A 15,150-nucleotide genomic window follows, 5' to 3' on the forward strand; every position below is an offset into this window, starting at 1 on the left:
ATCAAAAGTTTACATCTGGTTATTTTTTAATCACACCAAGAATGGAAGTTACTATGGATCTCGCCTTTGATCGCCAGCATATCTGGCATCCCTACACATCAACGTTAACACCTCTGACCTGCTACCCAGTCACCAACGCAGACGGTGTTTACCTAGAATTAGAAGGCGGAAAACGAATTATTGATGGTATGTCATCTTGGTGGTCAACCATTCACGGCTACAATCATCCAGAGCTAAACGCTGCAGCTCATAGTCAAATCGATAAGGTTTCACACGTTATGTTTGGTGGCATCACCCACCAGCCCGCTATCGATCTATGTAAGAAGCTTTTGAATCTCGCGCCAAGTAATCTTGAGCATGTATTTTTGGCCGATTCAGGTTCAGTTGCCGTAGAGGTTAGCCTCAAGATGGCATTGCAATATTGGCACGCTAAAGGACAACCTCGTTCAAAGTTCCTCACACTAAGAGATGGCTACCACGGTGATACCTTTGCGGCGATGTCAGTGACCGACCCTGACAATTCGATGCACAGCCTCTACAAAGGCTTTTTGCCGGAACATATTTTCGCTGATTCGCCAAAAACAGGCTTTTGGGATGAGTGGAACTCAAGTGACATCGATAGTTTTCGAGAAAAGCTGGCAGCACACCATCAAGAAGTCGCAGCGGTGATCTTAGAGCCTATCGTTCAAGGGGCTGGCGGCATGCGCATCTACCACCCTGAGTTCCTAAAACAAGTTAGCTTGCTGTGTGATGAATTCAACGTATTGCTGATCTTGGATGAGATTGCGACCGGATTTGGCCGCACAGGGGAACTGTTCGCTTGTGAGCATGCCGATGTTCAACCGGACATATTATGCGTAGGCAAAGCTTTAACTGGTGGCTATATGACATTGTCAGCGACGCTTGCGAGTAAGGAAGTTGCTGACACGGTATGTGGTGGTGAAGCAGGCTGCTTTATGCATGGGCCAACCTTTATGGGCAACCCATTGGCTTGCGCAGTCGGTGCGGCAAGTTTATCCATCATCGAGCAAGGCCATTGGAAAAATCAGACTCAACAGATTGAACAGCTCTTTTCTGAGTTGTTACCACCGTTGCGAGAACATGAACTGGTTAAAGACGTGCGTTGGTTAGGCGCTATTGGCGTCGTTGAAACTCACACACCCGTCGATATGGAAGCCATTCAAGCTCACTTTGTAGAGCAAGGCGTTTGGATCCGTCCGTTTGGTAAGCTAATTTATATGATGCCTCCGTTTATTATCAAACCACAACATATTGAGCAATTGGTCGCTGCTATCGACACTGCATTACAAAATACTCATTGCTTTAAATAAGGCGTTTATTGCTCTAAACAAGAGCGACGATTATTTCTATATATCTTCATTAATAAATCATTTAATTAAACTAAAAGGCCTTACATAAAAGTAAGGCCTTAACTGCTTGAAGGTAACCGTCAGTTTAACGTAATTGGCTATCTTTACTTGCTCGACGGTTAAACAATGAATGTCGATGTGCGTCATGCTCTAATATTGACTGACATTCTATACACAAACGAACGCCTTTGATCGCGCGTCGTCTTTGTTCCGGAATCTCATCACCACACTCATCACAATAACGCAAACCCTCACCACCTCGAAGGTTTCCTCTTACACGAGAGATCTCATCATCAATGGTATTTTGTATTTGCTGGCTGACACTATCGTCACCAGCCCATCCTACGGCCATAAGCCCTCCTCAGTATTTGAACGAGAAAATCTATACCTACCGCGGTAAGAGCATATTATAGCCACATTTAAGGATTGTAATAATTATCAAAATCAATAAAACACTATTACACATAGGTAACAAAAATTATTTATTTCTCGCCACTGCACTATTCTATAGGCAATAAAAAACCCAGCCTGTTGGCTGGGTTTTATAAGTAACCTAATGCTTAATCAATCTAATTAACCGATGTGCGTTACGCCGCCCATGTATGGTTGAAGTACTTCTGGGATAGCAATACGGCCATCTGCTTCTTGGTTGTTCTCAAGGATAGCAACCATAGTACGACCAACAGCAAGACCAGAACCGTTTAGTGTGTGTACAAGTTCAGGTTTTTTCTCGCCTTTACGACGGAAACGAGCTTGCATACGACGCGCTTGGAAATCCCACATGTTTGAACAAGAAGAAATCTCACGGTAAGTCTCTTGTGCTGGAACCCATACTTCTAAGTCGTAAGTTTTCGCAGAACCGAAGCCCATGTCACCTGTACATAGAATCACTTTACGGTAAGGAAGCTCTAGAAGTTGAAGTACTTTCTCAGCGTGGCCAGTTAGCTCTTCAAGCGCTGCCATTGAGTCTTCTGGCTTAGTGATTTGTACTAATTCAACTTTATCGAATTGGTGCATACGGATAAGACCACGAGTGTCACGACCATAAGAACCCGCTTCAGAACGGAAACACGGCGTGTGAGCTGTCATCTTAAGTGGCAGTTCAGCTTCATCAGTGATCGTGTCACGAACCATGTTCGTTACCGGTACTTCCGCAGTAGGGATAAGCGATAGAGTCTTAAGAGGTACGTCACTTACTTGCTCAGTTAGCGGGCTTGTGTGGAACAAGTCTTCGCCGAACTTAGGAAGTTGACCAGTACCGTAAAGGCTATCGTGGTTCACTAGATACGGTACGTACATTTCTGTGTAGCCGTGCTCATCAGTGTGAAGGTCCAGCATGAACTGAGCAATAGCACGGTGTAGACGTGCAAATTTGCCTTTCATCACGATGAAACGAGAACCCGAGATTTTAACTGCGCTAGCAAAATCAAGACCGCCAGACATTTCGCCAAGATCGACGTGATCTTTCACTTCAAAGTCGTAAGTCTTAGGTTGACCCCAACGAGAAACTTCTACGTTATCGTCTTCATCTTTACCATCTGGCACTTCTGCATCAGGTAGGTTAGGAATAGACATTGTGATCGTTTCTAGCTCAGATTGAAGATCAGCCAATGCTACTTTAGCTTGGTCTAGTTCTGCGCCTAAGTTGCCTACTTCTGCAAGGATACGCTCAGCTTCTTCATGGTCGCCTTTTGCTTTCGCTTGACCAATGGACTTCGATCGAGAGTTACGTAACGCTTGTAGCTCTTCAGTTTTCATCTGAAGGGACTTACGTTTTTCTTCAAGTTCACGAATTGTCTCTACATCAAGGGTGAAGCCTCGACGTGCTAATTTTGCCGCTGTTTCATCCAGCTCAGCTCGAAGTAATTTAGAATCCAGCATTGCTAATCCTATGCTTTAGTTATTTGAATATTCAGTAGCTTGCTACTGAATCACTGCTAAACCCCTAAAACTGGTGTTATTTCGACCAATTTATAACGATTTAATTGAAATTTTATGACTAGGTAACGATATCCAAAAAAGACTACTTTTCATAGCGTTTTTGTGGGCTTTTTGCGTCCAAATCCGCCAGATAATCTAGCTTCTCGCCAATTTTGGTCTCTAAGCCTCGTTTTGTTGGGAAATAGTATTGCTTCTCTCCCATTTCAGGAGGCAGATACTTTTCACCAGCGGCGTAGGCTCCTGGTTCGTCATGAGCATAACGGTATTCTTGCCCGTAGCCCATGTCCTTCATCAAAGTTGTCGGTGCATTTCGCAAATGATGCGGCACTTCATATTCAGGAAGATTGTGAGCATCTGTTAACGCTTGCTTCCACGCGGTGTAAACGGCGTTACTCTTTGGTGCACATGCGAGATAAACAACCGCCTGAGCAATCGCACGCTCCCCTTCAGCAGGGCCAATGCGCGTGAAGCAATCCCAAGCCGACATCGCTACCTGCATGGCGCGAGGATCAGCGTTACCGATATCTTCAGAAGCAATCGCCAGCAAGCGTCTAACGATATACAAAGGATCACAACCCGCAGCAATCATTCGTGCTGACCAGTACAAGGCCGCATCAGGGTTTGAGCCACGAATTGACTTATGAACCGCGGAGATTAGGTCGTACCAAATATCACCCTTGTTATCGAAACGAGCGACTTTCTCACCAGCCACTTCAGCCAACAACTGCAAGGTTATCGCTTTCTCGCCTTTATCGTTGTCTTCTGCCATGTCATACAGCAGTTCAAGGTAGTTAAGCGACATACGCGCGTCGCCGTTAACCAGTTCTGCAAGGCGATCTAAAACATTATCAGCAAAATCAACAGGCACATCACCTAACCCACGTTGCTTATCTTCAATCGCTTGGCGAATGACAAGAGAAATATCATCTGTGTTCAGGGACGTCAGTTTGTAGACACGCGCACGTGACAACAAAGCGTTGTTCAGTTCAAAAGATGGGTTTTCTGTCGTCGCACCAATAAAGGTCACGGTGCCATCTTCGATATGAGGCAGAAAAGCATCTTGCTGACTTTTGTTAAAGCGATGGACTTCGTCCACAAACAGGATGGTCCTGCGCCCTGCTTGCTTGTTCTCGCGCGCTTTTTCAATTGCAATACGAATGTCTTTTACGCCCGAGGTTACCGCCGATACGCGTTCCACTTCAGCATTCGCATAGTTTGCTGCAACTTCGGCTAACGTCGTTTTACCGGTGCCCGGAGGCCCCCACAAAATCATCGAGTGGATATGGCCCGCTTCCAACGCTCTGCGAAGTGGTTTACCTGGGCCTAATATATGCTGCTGACCGATGTACTGTTCGACAGTTTCCGGTCTCATACGAGCAGCAAGGGGACGAAAATCTTCGTCCCCCGCAAAATCTAAGCTGTAATTACTCAATTGCAATCTCTTGATTCGTTGATGGCATTAATGCCTATCGACGTACTACCAAACGATCTGCTTGTTTAGATCAGTTTCTTTGGTCGTCGACCTCGACACCTTCCGGTGCCACAAAAGTAAAGCGGTCTGCTGCAGGTTTACCCAAATCAACATTGCTAAAGGTAAACTCACCTTTTTGACCGTCTTGTTCAATCACATTAAAGCCCTGAACAATGCCCTTTTCGGTGATATTAATCTGGAAGTCGCCCTGATTAGAATCGACAGCAGTTGGCGTTAGCGTGAATTGGTTACCCGTTTGCGCCACATTATAGTTATCCCAATCACTTTCTTGGTTACGTGTAAGCAGGACAAAAGGTGTCTGTGATGTCGCTTGCTCTTGCCAATAAATGCTCACTTGCTCAATGAACGGGCTGTAGTACCACAAGCTTTGGCCATCAGATACCAACAAGTTTTCATCAGGGAACGTGGTCTCCCAGCGGAACAGGCTTGGGCGTGCAATCTCTACCGTGCCCTCACCTTCCATAACAACATCACCATCAGGGCTGGTCACGACTTGTTTAAAGTCAGCGCTGAAGCCTGCGTTTAATGCCAAGCGGCTACTCAACTCTTCTTTCGGAGAAGCAAACACTGAGAAGCTCATAAATAAAAGTGCGAATACTTTTTTCATCAATAATCCTGTTAGAACATAAGTCGGTCATATTTTCGATTTGACCGACTGAATAGTTATGAGTTCCTACCGGAACTAATCTTTTGGTGGCGCTGGTGCTAAGACTTCTCGGTTACCGTTATGACCTGGAGCACTTACGATACCTTGAGCTTCAAGTTGCTCGACAATACGTGCAGCACGGTTGTAGCCAATCTTGAATCGACGCTGTACGCCTGAAACTGAGCCACGACGTGAATGAACAACGTGCTCTACCACTTGATCAAACAGAGGGTCGACCTCTTCATCACCTTCCATCTTCTCACCCGGAAGCAAGGTTTCTGGGGTTTGTTCGCCGTTGGTGATTTCATCAATATAGTTTGGCTTACCACGCGCTTTCCAGTTATTCACGACTGCGTGTACATCGTCATCAGATGCAAAGGCACCGTGAACACGAGTTGTATGGCTAGAACCAGGAGGCAAGTAAAGCATATCACCCATGCCCAATAGTGATTCCGCACCACCTTGGTCAAGGATAGTTCGTGAATCCGTTTTAGTTGATACCGTAAAGGCCACACGGGTTGGAATGTTCGCTTTAATAAGACCAGTAATAACATCCACTGATGGACGTTGCGTCGCTAGGATCAAGTGAACACCCGCCGCACGTGCTTTTTGTGCCAAACGTGCAATCAGTTCTTCAACCTTCTTACCAACCACCATGATTAGGTCGGCAAATTCATCAACGATAACCACAATGTAAGGCAGTTTCTCAAGCAATGGCGCTTCTGGGTCCATGCTGTCGCCCGGCTTCCACAGTGGATCGTGAATTGGGTGACCCGCTTCCGCTGCCATCTTAAGCTTATCGTTGTAACCTTTAATGTTACGAACGCCTAATGCTGACATCAGCTTATAACGTCGTTCCATCTCGCCAACACACCAACGAAGGGCGTTCGACGCATCTTTCATGTCGGTTACCACTTCAGACAATAGATGAGGAATACCCTCATAAACCGATAGCTCAAGCATTTTCGGGTCGATCATGATGAAGCGAACATCTTCCGGTGATGCTTTGTAAAGCATACTCAGAATCATTACGTTCACACCTACCGACTTACCAGAACCGGTTGTACCTGCAACCAGAACGTGAGGCATTTTCGATAGATCAGCAATAACGGCTTCACCAGCGATGTCTTGTCCTAGAACCACTGTCGTTGGCGATTTCGCTTCTTGGAACTGAGGGCTAGCAACCACGTCTGAGAAGAATACCGTTTGGCGACTCATATTCGGCAGTTCTAAGCCAACATAAGGTTTACCCGGAATCACTTCTACGACACGTACTGCCAATGCAGAGAGCGAACGCGCTAAGTCCATAGAAAGGCCAGAAATACGGCTTACTTTCACACCTGGAGCCAGATCAAGTTCGAATCGAGTGATTACTGGACCTGGGAAAATGTCGACAACGTCTGCTTTGATCTTGTAGTCCGCTAGCTTAGATTCAACAAGACGAGCAATTGCCTCTAGCGCATCACGGTCAATAAAGGTTTCACGCTTTTCAGGGTGGAATAACAATTCAAGCGTGGGTAATGGCTCAGCAGGCTTAGGTAAATTAACATCTTGTTGAACCAAGAACGGATTCTGCGCCGCTGCCATATTCGCTTGGGCTTCAGAAACAATGCTTTGGAATGCGGCGACATCTTGATCTTGATGCGCAGGTTCTTCTTCCGTTACTTCTTCCCAAGGAAGATCAACAGTTGGCTCTAGGTTTTGTGCTGTTGGCTGTTCAGGTTCTGAATGTTCTTCTTGGTAAGGGAAAGGTTCAAACTGTTCTTCGATTAATGCTGCGTCAGCTAATTCAGCTTCAGCCTGTTCTGATTCAAGCTCTGAGCCCTGTTGGTAGCTTTGCTCTTCCGTAACATCAAACGGTGAAGGTTGTGCAGAGAAATCGTCTTCCACGGTTGCTTCTGGCTCGCCCATAGGTGAAGCGTATAAAGATTCAGGTTGAACATCTTCAGAACCAAATTCGCCATTTACTTGTGGTGAGCTATCTAATTCTGGTTCAGCACTTCTAAGGTCAGCATGAGCAGGGCCAACTTCTGGTTGTTCGTTCTGCATGTATTGTTGGTAAGCAACCTGAGAATCATGCGCGTCAACCTGATCTTGTTCTGCTAGGTCATCTTCATACATGGCCGCATTTTCTAGCTGCTCTATCGTTGCATTCAACTGTTTAGAGCGCTCAATACCTTCTTCTAGCGGTTCTTCTGGCGCTTGGTAAACAGCTGCTGCAGGGATCGGTTGCTCTGACTCAATTACCGCTTGAGGCTGAACCTGAGGTTCTTCATGAACAGGAGCTTCTTGTTTCGCAGGAGCATCGACAGGCATATGAATATTGTAATGACGCTTCGGCGATGCAGCATTGTCTCGCGCATTTGTCGCCACGTCTGCCGACTCATTGGTCGCAGAAAAACTCATCGCAGGATCTAGCGGATCATGCTCTGTTGATTCTTTGTTGCCTTCTATAGCAGGAACATCGCGGTAAGTTGGCGCTTGATGCTGCTGATGACGTTCTTCGATTAAATCGCGGTCTGCTGATTCTCTTAATTGAGGCTCAAGCAGCTCTTGGTCTTGGCCACGAGCCTTATTAACAGTAGACGTGAAAAATTTGATGGCACATTCACCCAACCATTCCACAATGCTTAGCCAAGAGATACCGGTTAATAGAGTGAAACCAGCACCCCATAAGAAAAGAAGAACCAGCGTACTACCAAGAACATTCAACGTTGGAAGTGCAAGGCTTGTTAAAACGTCACCTACCACGCCACCGGATGAAAAGTACCAGATGTCGTCAAAGTTGATATCCGCTAAACCACAACTCGTAAGAATTAGGATAGTCAGGCCAAGTAAGCGAGTGCCCCACAGCATGAAGTCGATCTGCTCGTCTTCATTACGTTTGCGGAATAAAACCCACGCAGCAACCGTCACTAAGATAGGCAGAGGGTAAGCCAAAGAGCCAAATACGAAGAAAAGCGTATCCGCCAACCAAGCACCTAGGTAGCCACCCGCATTTTGAATGTCACCACCCCACGCCGTTTGCGACCATGATGGGTCTGCAGGACTAAAAGTTAATAACGCAACGGCAAGTAGAATAGAGAAGAGAACACCGAGAATCAGACTGCACTCTTTGAGACGTTGAGAACCACTCAAACGAGGAGACTGAGGCTCTTCACTCGTTTTAATGATTGTTTCTACTTTATTACTGCTCTGCTTGAACATAAACCAACTTAATAATTAAACGGGATAAAAACATCTCGAGCGGCCAAAGCCGCTCGTTTCAATGAAACTACTGTTGATTTAACCATATCAAACAGAAAAACCCAATTCCAGAAAGCAAGAAAGCGGAACAAATGTCCGCTTTCTTTCATTTCACCAATTGTGACTAACGAGTTTTAATCACAAGTTGATTGGTTTGTTTCACTTCTTCCATTACTACGTAAGTTCGAGTGTCGTTTACGCCCGGTAGACGAAGTAACGTATCACCCAGTAGCTTACGGTAAGCACCCATATCAGATACACGTGTTTTTAGAAGATAGTCAAAATCACCCGACACTAAATGACACTCTTGGATGTCATCCAGTTTCTGCACAGCGGTGTTGAATTGTTCGAACACATCTGGCGCACCACGGTTCAACGTAATTTCAACAAACACTAAAAGTGAAGCATCAAGGTACTGTGGGTTCAGCAACGCTGTGTACCCAGTAATGTAACCTTGACGTTCTAAACGACGAACACGTTCAAGACATGGAGTTGGAGAAAGTCCTACTCGTTTTGAGAGTTCAACGTTTGAGATACGACCGTCTTTTTGCAACTCATTAAGAATGTTGCGGTCAATACGATCTAGTTCCTTGGACGGCTTCTTATAATTGTCTGCCATTTTTTATTCCACCTTATTACTTCCTTGCAAAAAAATATACTACAACTTTTTAATATTCAGTATCAAATTTTATCTAAACCTATCTATACTAGATATTAATTCGACAGAATTACCCTACATATAGATAAAACAACCAAAATAAAATGAGGAGTCAGGATGATCATTGGCGTACCTAAGGAAATCAAGAACCACGAATACCGCGTTGGTATGACCCCAGCTAGCGTGAGAGAACTAATCTCACACGGCCACCAAGTTTTTGTAGAAACCAATGCCGGTACTGGTATCGGTTTTTCAGACGATGATTACATCGCTGTAGGCGCATCCATTCTTCCTACTGCTGCTGACGTTTTCGCGAAAGCAGAGATGATTGTAAAGGTTAAAGAACCTCAAGCTGTCGAGCGAGCTATGCTTCGCGAAGGGCAAATATTATTTACCTATTTACACCTTGCACCAGATTTTCCACAAACTGAAGAGCTTATCAAGAGCAAAGCTGTCTGCGTAGCCTATGAGACTGTAACAGATAATATGGGTCGCTTGCCACTATTAGCACCAATGTCTGAAGTAGCTGGTCGTATGTCTATTCAAGCAGGTGCACAAACATTAGAGAAATCTAACGGTGGTTGTGGTCTTCTTCTTGGTGGCGTTCCAGGTGTTGAACCAGCAAAAGTTGTTGTTGTTGGTGGCGGTGTTGTAGGTGCTAACGCAGCACGTATGGCTGTAGGCCTTCGCGCTGATGTTACAATTCTTGACCGTAACGTAGATACACTGCGTCGACTTGATGAAGAATTCCAAGGTCGCGCAAAAGTGGTTTATTCTACTGAAGACGCCATTGAGAAGCATGTTCTAGAAGCAGACCTAGTAATTGGTGCAGTACTAATTCCTGGCGCAGCAGCTCCAAAATTGGTTACAAAAGAGCACATCGCTAAGATGAAGCCAGGTTCAGCAGTTGTTGATGTTGCAATCGACCAAGGCGGTTGTTTCGAGACTTCTCACGCAACCACTCACGCAGACCCAACTTACATTGTTGATGACGTAGTTCACTACTGTGTTGCAAACATGCCTGGTGCTGTTGCTCGTACTTCAACTTACGCACTAAACAATGCAACACTTCCTTACATTGTTAAGCTAGCGAACAAAGGCTACCGCGAAGCACTTCTATCTGATGAAGGCTTCCTAGAAGGTCTAAACGTTATTCACGGTAAAGTAACTTGTAAAGAAGTTGCAGAAAGCTTTGACCTTGAATACGTAGACCCAGCAGAAGCAATCGCAATGTTTAACTAATGATGTAATGACTAACTGAACGCAATAATCTTCTCGTTGAAGCGTTCAGTTAACTCATACACATTAAACAAAAAGCCAGTACGACATTATGTCGCGCTGGCTTTTTTGCATTAATGGATTTAGTTCGTAAAAACACGTAACAGTACGGTTTACCACTAGCGCTCGATTTTAACCCCATGAATCAATAGATTTCTTGGCGTAATACTGCGTTCACAGAACTCTTCAATCGTAGCTTCATAACCTTGCTCTTGCAGATAGATAGCGCGATCTAAAGCCAGCCATATCTCTAATGGTCGTCTAAAGACTTGTTGAACCAAACTCAGCTTTTCCATTTCCCAGAAAAGCGCTTCGCCTTGAATCAAATAAGAGTCAAAATCAATATCTGAGCCCAGCGATAGCTCTTTCACTTCAGATGCCCAACGGCAGAAAGATTCAAAACCCTCAGCTAACTCTGATTTTTTGATGCTCGGTACAGGAATGTATTCGTCAATGTTAAGTTCAGCCTTAAGCAACTGGCTGAAGCCTAGACGATAGCTCATCTCTAGTTGACGATGTCTTTTTACTCTTTCACCACCAGTAACGGTTTCTTGAAGCGGGATTCTCAAGTCGCTCTTACTTAACGTTAATGCTGAGCTTTTCGCGATAGAAGACATCGCTTGATAGTTTTCGTCTCGAATAAGATGATAACAACAAGGAGAAATAGTGACCGCTGGTAGCCCATGTGACACTGACTTTTTAACTAGCTCAACATGAAGATCACCACAAGCATGAAGGGCCACGGCATGTTGGTACGAATTAAACACGTCATCGGCCTTGTCTGAAAACGCATCTCCTTGAACAAAATCCATCGCTAACTTCTGGTCATCCGCAATCTTTTGTCCGCTTTCGCATAACGATTGCTGCCATTCAAAGCTAGTGACTTTTTGATCCGATTGCTGAGATAGGATTCGACCAAGAAAGCCTTTACCAGAACACCACTCGAGCCACTCTTTGCCATGGTGATGGCATAATGCAGCCTCGCCCATTGCGACAATTTGATGTAGCTTTCGGCCAGGAATACCATCAGCAGTACCACGTGGGAGGTCTAAACCAACCAAAGCAGTGTTATCGAACTGGATGTTTTGGGTAGCAGTTTCTAATTCAGGTAGGAAACGAGTCAGTTCCTCAATCAAAAGCTGAGGCTGCTCTTTTAAGGTTTGAATGCTTTCATTATCTAAGCTTTCTAACCAATCAACGAGTGGACGATTGACCTCTTTCCACGGCTGCTGTTGAGTTTGGCATAGGTGAAAAGGCTCTGAACGCCAGTAAATCTGGTGCTCTAGCAAAAATGAATCGAGTATTTTAAATCGTGAATGCATGCTTCCCCCTATGATGCGTGGATTGTAGGGGTAAGAGGTCGAAATGGAAAGGCCCGATAAAGAAAACGAAAACTAAAAGCCCAAAAGAAAAACGGCCTGCAAATACAGGCCGAATAAGAATCAAAATTTACACGATGAGATTAACGAACTGGCAGTTCGATATCTTTAAACATCTCTTCGATCTCTTCGTTCGATTTCAAAGAAATAGCTTGCTCAACCACAGGGCGAGTTAAGTGCGGTGCAAAACGCTCCATGAAATCAAACATGTAAGAACGCAAGAAGGTGCCTTTTCTAAAACCAATGCTGGTTGTGCTCGCACCAAATAGATGGCTCGCATCAATCGCAACCAAATCAGTATCTTGCTCGTGGTCAATAGCCATACTTGCAATTACACCAACACCAATGCCCATACGAACGTAGGTTTTGATTACGTCTGCATCGGTCGCAGTAAACACAACACGCGGTGTTAAACCTACTTTGTTAAACGCGGTATCAAGCTCAGAACGGCCAGTGAAACCAAATACATAAGTCACGAGAGAGTAAGCCGCAAGATCTTCGATCGTGATATTACGCTTCTGTGCCAGGGGATGATCTTTGGTCACGACGATCGAACGGTTCCAGTGGTAACAAGGCAGCATAATCGCATCTTGGTAAAGGTGTAGCGCTTCCGTTGCAATCGCAAAATTCGCTGTACCTTTAGCGACGGCTTCTGACATTTGGCTTGGCGTACCTTGGTGCATGTGAAGCGATACTTTAGGGTAACGCGCCGTGAAACCTTTAATCACATCAGGCAGTGCATAACGAGCTTGAGTATGAGTCGTTGAAATATTCAATGTACCCATCTCTGGATGAGTGTGCTCACCCGCTACCGCTTTAATACTTTCAACGCGTGCCAAAATCTCTTGAGAGATACGAATGATATCCTCACCCGCTTGGGTAACCTGCGTTAGATGCTTGCCGCTACGCTCAAAAATCTGAATACCTAGTTCGTCTTCAAGTAATCTAACTTGCTTACTAATGCCAGGCTGAGATGTGTACAAACTCTCTGCTGTAGCTGAAACATTTAGGTTATGGTTTACAACCTCAACAATGTACTTCAGTTGCTGTAACTTCATATCTAACCTCGTAATCCTTTACTCATTTCTGTGCTAACTTATTTGCAAAGAGAGCGTTATAGTCGCGTGTAATATAATTAATAGTTATAACGCTTCGAACACAAAAATGACAGGAAAATTGAGTTTTTCTAGCTTAACAAACAAAAACATCACTAACGCTTTGCAACCCAACCCTCATTCTCATACATTAGTTGGTAAGTTTTGATTGCCGATTTCGCTCAACAAGAGATAATCAGAAATTGCAATTTACGAGTGCCGATACACAATGGAATCGTGTATCCTCTCCAGTTAGCTACAGAAAATAATAAGCAGACTCAAATATATGAATATTGGTTTAATAATCGTCTTAGTAGCCGTTCTTTTGGTGTTAGTTTTAGGCTACAACATCATGCTTCAATATAAAGTTAAGGTAGAAACAGCGAAGAAACAGGAAGCTTCTCGTTATCTAACCATTATTGACGGTACAGAAGAACTGATTGGCAACGCTCATCACATGCCGTTTAGCCAAGATCTTCTTGTATGCTTAAACAATCGAATTCTTGATGCATTAGAAAACATGTATCAACTCGATCCAAAAAATAAGCAGCTTGCCCAACGCATTGAAAGCGTAAAACAACAAATCACTCAGCTAAAAGAGAACTACAAAGGTGGCGAGAGTACCGCTTTCCGCGTACCAAGTAGTGACAAGCAAGCGATCATGATGCTTAAGTTAGTTAAACGCCTGCGTGATACGGTGCGCAACGAGCACAATAAAGGCCGTTTCGAGACTCAAGCTTATGTGGTTGAAAATGCTCGCCTAGAAACAATTCAAATCCGTATTAACATTGAAAATGTTATCAAACGTGCAAACGATTCGATTTCTCGCGGACAACCGGGAACAGCGATTCAGCTATTACGCAAAGGTATTGATGCTTTGGCGACTAAGAACGACTCGTACTCTAATCAAGCCAAAGAAAAGCTTCAACAGATGCTTAACGAGCTTGACCAGAAACGCCAAGACAAAAACGCTCAAGATTTGCAGCAGATGGAATCTAAAGAACGAGAAGACGATATGGATGCCCTCTTCGGTCAGAAGAAGAAATGGTAACAGTCTAACTCAACACTTAAAGGCCGCCTTATTTACATTAAATAGGCGGCCTTTTTTGTAGCTGTTGAATTTCCTTTCTCTGTATAGGGAGATCTCTTGAGCTGTGATAAAATCCCCGCATTATCAACAAACTTTCCCTGACCATGTATCAAGAATTACTCGCTCCAATCCACTCTTTTCTTAAAGCCGAAACGCCAGATTCATGGATAGATGAAGCCAAAAAGCCAGAAAATCTTCACATCATTCTACGCGATCACATGCTGTGTGAACTTAAGGCGGCACAGAGTGCTTTATTCCTTATTCGCAAGTACGCCGTCGATAAAGAAAGCGCGAAGCAACTGAATGAATGGATTTTGCCATACGAGCAATTTGCTTACCGTCGTATCGGAGACTTAGAGTCTCTGCGTGGTAAAAGCAACGTATCCAAGCAAATCACAGCGAAAGAAGGCTGTAATTACGGTGCTGACCTAATCGATAAGATGGTTTTACTGATCAAAGAAGAGCTGCATCACTTCTACCAAGTCATGGAGTTGATGGAGAAGAAAGGCGTGACTTACCAGCCAATCGAGGCGGGTCGTTACGCTAAGGGCTTGATCAAACAAGTTAAGACTTACGAGCCTGATGCTCTGGTTGATAAGCTTATCATCGGTGCGTTTATTGAAGCTCGCTCTTGTGAGCGCTTCGCTAAATTGGCTCCTTTCTTGGAAGAAGACATGAAGAAGTTTTACGTGTCTCTACTTCGTTCAGAAGCTCGCCACTACCAAGATTACCTTGAGCTAGCAGAACAGATCGCAGGGAAAGATATTTCAGAGCGTATTTCGCATTTTGCTCAAGTAGAAGCTGATCTTATCACTTCAGAAGACAGCGACTTCAAATTCCATAGTGGTGCTCCGGTTTAGGCTCCACACAGAACATTCAGTCCAGTTTAGACTAATCCAGACTAATCGAGTAGGAGGAGGCCTCACGGCCTCCGTCCTCTCACACCACCGTACAAG

General features: G+C 44.6%; 12 protein-coding genes. 4 read left to right on the forward strand and 8 right to left on the reverse strand.

What is annotated here, in order from left to right; translation table 11 throughout:
* Positions 1 to 53: 53 nt before the first annotated feature.
* Positions 54 to 1,331 carry an adenosylmethionine--8-amino-7-oxononanoate transaminase gene (bioA, locus tag AB6F11_RS02890; protein WP_102319767.1) on the forward strand — a complete coding sequence of 426 codons (1,278 nt, stop codon included), beginning with the start codon at positions 54 to 56 and terminating at the stop codon, positions 1,329 to 1,331.
* A 124-nt stretch (positions 1,332 to 1,455) separates the two neighbouring features.
* On the opposite strand, the gene AB6F11_RS02895 is transcribed toward bioA, so the two are convergent.
* The 6 genes from AB6F11_RS02895 to lrp form a co-directional block, all read right to left on the reverse strand.
* Positions 1,456 to 1,722: a DksA/TraR family C4-type zinc finger protein gene (locus AB6F11_RS02895; protein ID WP_017060251.1), complete on the reverse strand. Its 267-nt coding sequence runs from the start codon at positions 1,720 to 1,722 to the stop codon at positions 1,456 to 1,458.
* Positions 1,723 to 1,943: 221 nt separating this feature from the next.
* A complete protein-coding gene (serS, locus tag AB6F11_RS02900; RefSeq protein WP_017060250.1) occupies positions 1,944 to 3,251 on the reverse strand; it encodes a serine--tRNA ligase in 1,308 nt (435 codons plus the stop codon).
* 142 nt (positions 3,252 to 3,393) lie between these two features.
* A complete protein-coding gene (locus tag AB6F11_RS02905; protein WP_017060249.1) occupies positions 3,394 to 4,749 on the reverse strand; it encodes a replication-associated recombination protein A in 1,356 nt (451 codons plus the stop codon).
* Positions 4,750 to 4,813: 64 nt separating this feature from the next.
* A complete protein-coding gene (gene lolA, locus AB6F11_RS02910; protein ID WP_017060248.1) occupies positions 4,814 to 5,410 on the reverse strand; it encodes an outer membrane lipoprotein chaperone LolA in 597 nt (198 codons plus the stop codon).
* Between the two features lie 75 nt (positions 5,411 to 5,485).
* The gene (locus AB6F11_RS02915) at positions 5,486 to 8,656 is read right to left on the reverse strand and encodes a DNA translocase FtsK (RefSeq protein ID WP_102393837.1); all 3,171 of its coding nucleotides are present in this window, start codon (positions 8,654 to 8,656) and stop codon (positions 5,486 to 5,488) included.
* Between the two features lie 163 nt (positions 8,657 to 8,819).
* Complete coding sequence (gene lrp / locus AB6F11_RS02920) at positions 8,820 to 9,314, reverse strand: leucine-responsive transcriptional regulator Lrp (protein WP_004734558.1); 495 nt, start codon at positions 9,312 to 9,314, stop codon at positions 8,820 to 8,822.
* Between the two features lie 156 nt (positions 9,315 to 9,470).
* Here lrp and ald point away from each other — a divergent pair, with 156 nt between their 5' ends.
* Entirely contained in the window at positions 9,471 to 10,595 is a 1,125-nt protein-coding gene (gene ald, locus AB6F11_RS02925; RefSeq protein WP_017060246.1) for an alanine dehydrogenase, read from the forward strand.
* Positions 10,596 to 10,750: 155 nt separating this feature from the next.
* Here the strand turns inward: ald and AB6F11_RS02930 are convergent, their stop codons facing one another.
* Both AB6F11_RS02930 and cysB read right to left on the reverse strand, forming a co-directional pair.
* Positions 10,751 to 11,953: a methyltransferase gene (locus tag AB6F11_RS02930; RefSeq protein ID WP_102393838.1), complete on the reverse strand. Its 1,203-nt coding sequence runs from the start codon at positions 11,951 to 11,953 to the stop codon at positions 10,751 to 10,753.
* Positions 11,954 to 12,093: 140 nt separating this feature from the next.
* Complete coding sequence (cysB, locus tag AB6F11_RS02935) at positions 12,094 to 13,068, reverse strand: HTH-type transcriptional regulator CysB (protein WP_017060244.1); 975 nt, start codon at positions 13,066 to 13,068, stop codon at positions 12,094 to 12,096.
* Between the two features lie 322 nt (positions 13,069 to 13,390).
* Here cysB and AB6F11_RS02940 point away from each other — a divergent pair, with 322 nt between their 5' ends.
* Positions 13,391 to 14,155 carry a hypothetical protein gene (locus tag AB6F11_RS02940; protein ID WP_017060243.1) on the forward strand — a complete coding sequence of 255 codons (765 nt, stop codon included), beginning with the start codon at positions 13,391 to 13,393 and terminating at the stop codon, positions 14,153 to 14,155.
* Positions 14,156 to 14,298: 143 nt separating this feature from the next.
* The gene (miaE, locus tag AB6F11_RS02945; RefSeq protein ID WP_102393839.1) at positions 14,299 to 15,054 is read left to right on the forward strand and encodes a tRNA isopentenyl-2-thiomethyl-A-37 hydroxylase MiaE; all 756 of its coding nucleotides are present in this window, start codon (positions 14,299 to 14,301) and stop codon (positions 15,052 to 15,054) included.
* Positions 15,055 to 15,150 lie beyond the last annotated feature (96 nt).

Source organism: Vibrio sp. 10N.247.311.14, from assembly GCF_041467715.1.
GTDB classification, from domain to species: Bacteria; Pseudomonadota; Gammaproteobacteria; order Enterobacterales; family Vibrionaceae; genus Vibrio; species Vibrio crassostreae_C.

What these genes read in the sequence shown, in the direction of transcription:
- bioA (WP_102319767.1), top strand. Translation starts at nt 54, where the DNA reads ATGGATCTCGCCTTTGATCGCCAGCATATCTGGCATCCCTACACATCA.
- AB6F11_RS02895 (WP_017060251.1), bottom strand. Translation starts at nt 1,722, where the DNA reads ATGGCCGTAGGATGGGCTGGTGACGATAGTGTCAGCCAGCAAATACAA.
- serS (WP_017060250.1), bottom strand. Translation starts at nt 3,251, where the DNA reads ATGCTGGATTCTAAATTACTTCGAGCTGAGCTGGATGAAACAGCGGCA.
- lolA (WP_017060248.1), bottom strand. Translation starts at nt 5,410, where the DNA reads ATGAAAAAAGTATTCGCACTTTTATTTATGAGCTTCTCAGTGTTTGCT.
- AB6F11_RS02915 (WP_102393837.1), bottom strand. Translation starts at nt 8,656, where the DNA reads ATGTTCAAGCAGAGCAGTAATAAAGTAGAAACAATCATTAAAACGAGT.
- lrp (WP_004734558.1), bottom strand. Translation starts at nt 9,314, where the DNA reads ATGGCAGACAATTATAAGAAGCCGTCCAAGGAACTAGATCGTATTGAC.
- ald (WP_017060246.1), top strand. Translation starts at nt 9,471, where the DNA reads ATGATCATTGGCGTACCTAAGGAAATCAAGAACCACGAATACCGCGTT.
- AB6F11_RS02930 (WP_102393838.1), bottom strand. Translation starts at nt 11,953, where the DNA reads ATGCATTCACGATTTAAAATACTCGATTCATTTTTGCTAGAGCACCAG.
- cysB (WP_017060244.1), bottom strand. Translation starts at nt 13,068, where the DNA reads ATGAAGTTACAGCAACTGAAGTACATTGTTGAGGTTGTAAACCATAAC.
- AB6F11_RS02940 (WP_017060243.1), top strand. Translation starts at nt 13,391, where the DNA reads ATGAATATTGGTTTAATAATCGTCTTAGTAGCCGTTCTTTTGGTGTTA.
- miaE (WP_102393839.1), top strand. Translation starts at nt 14,299, where the DNA reads ATGTATCAAGAATTACTCGCTCCAATCCACTCTTTTCTTAAAGCCGAA.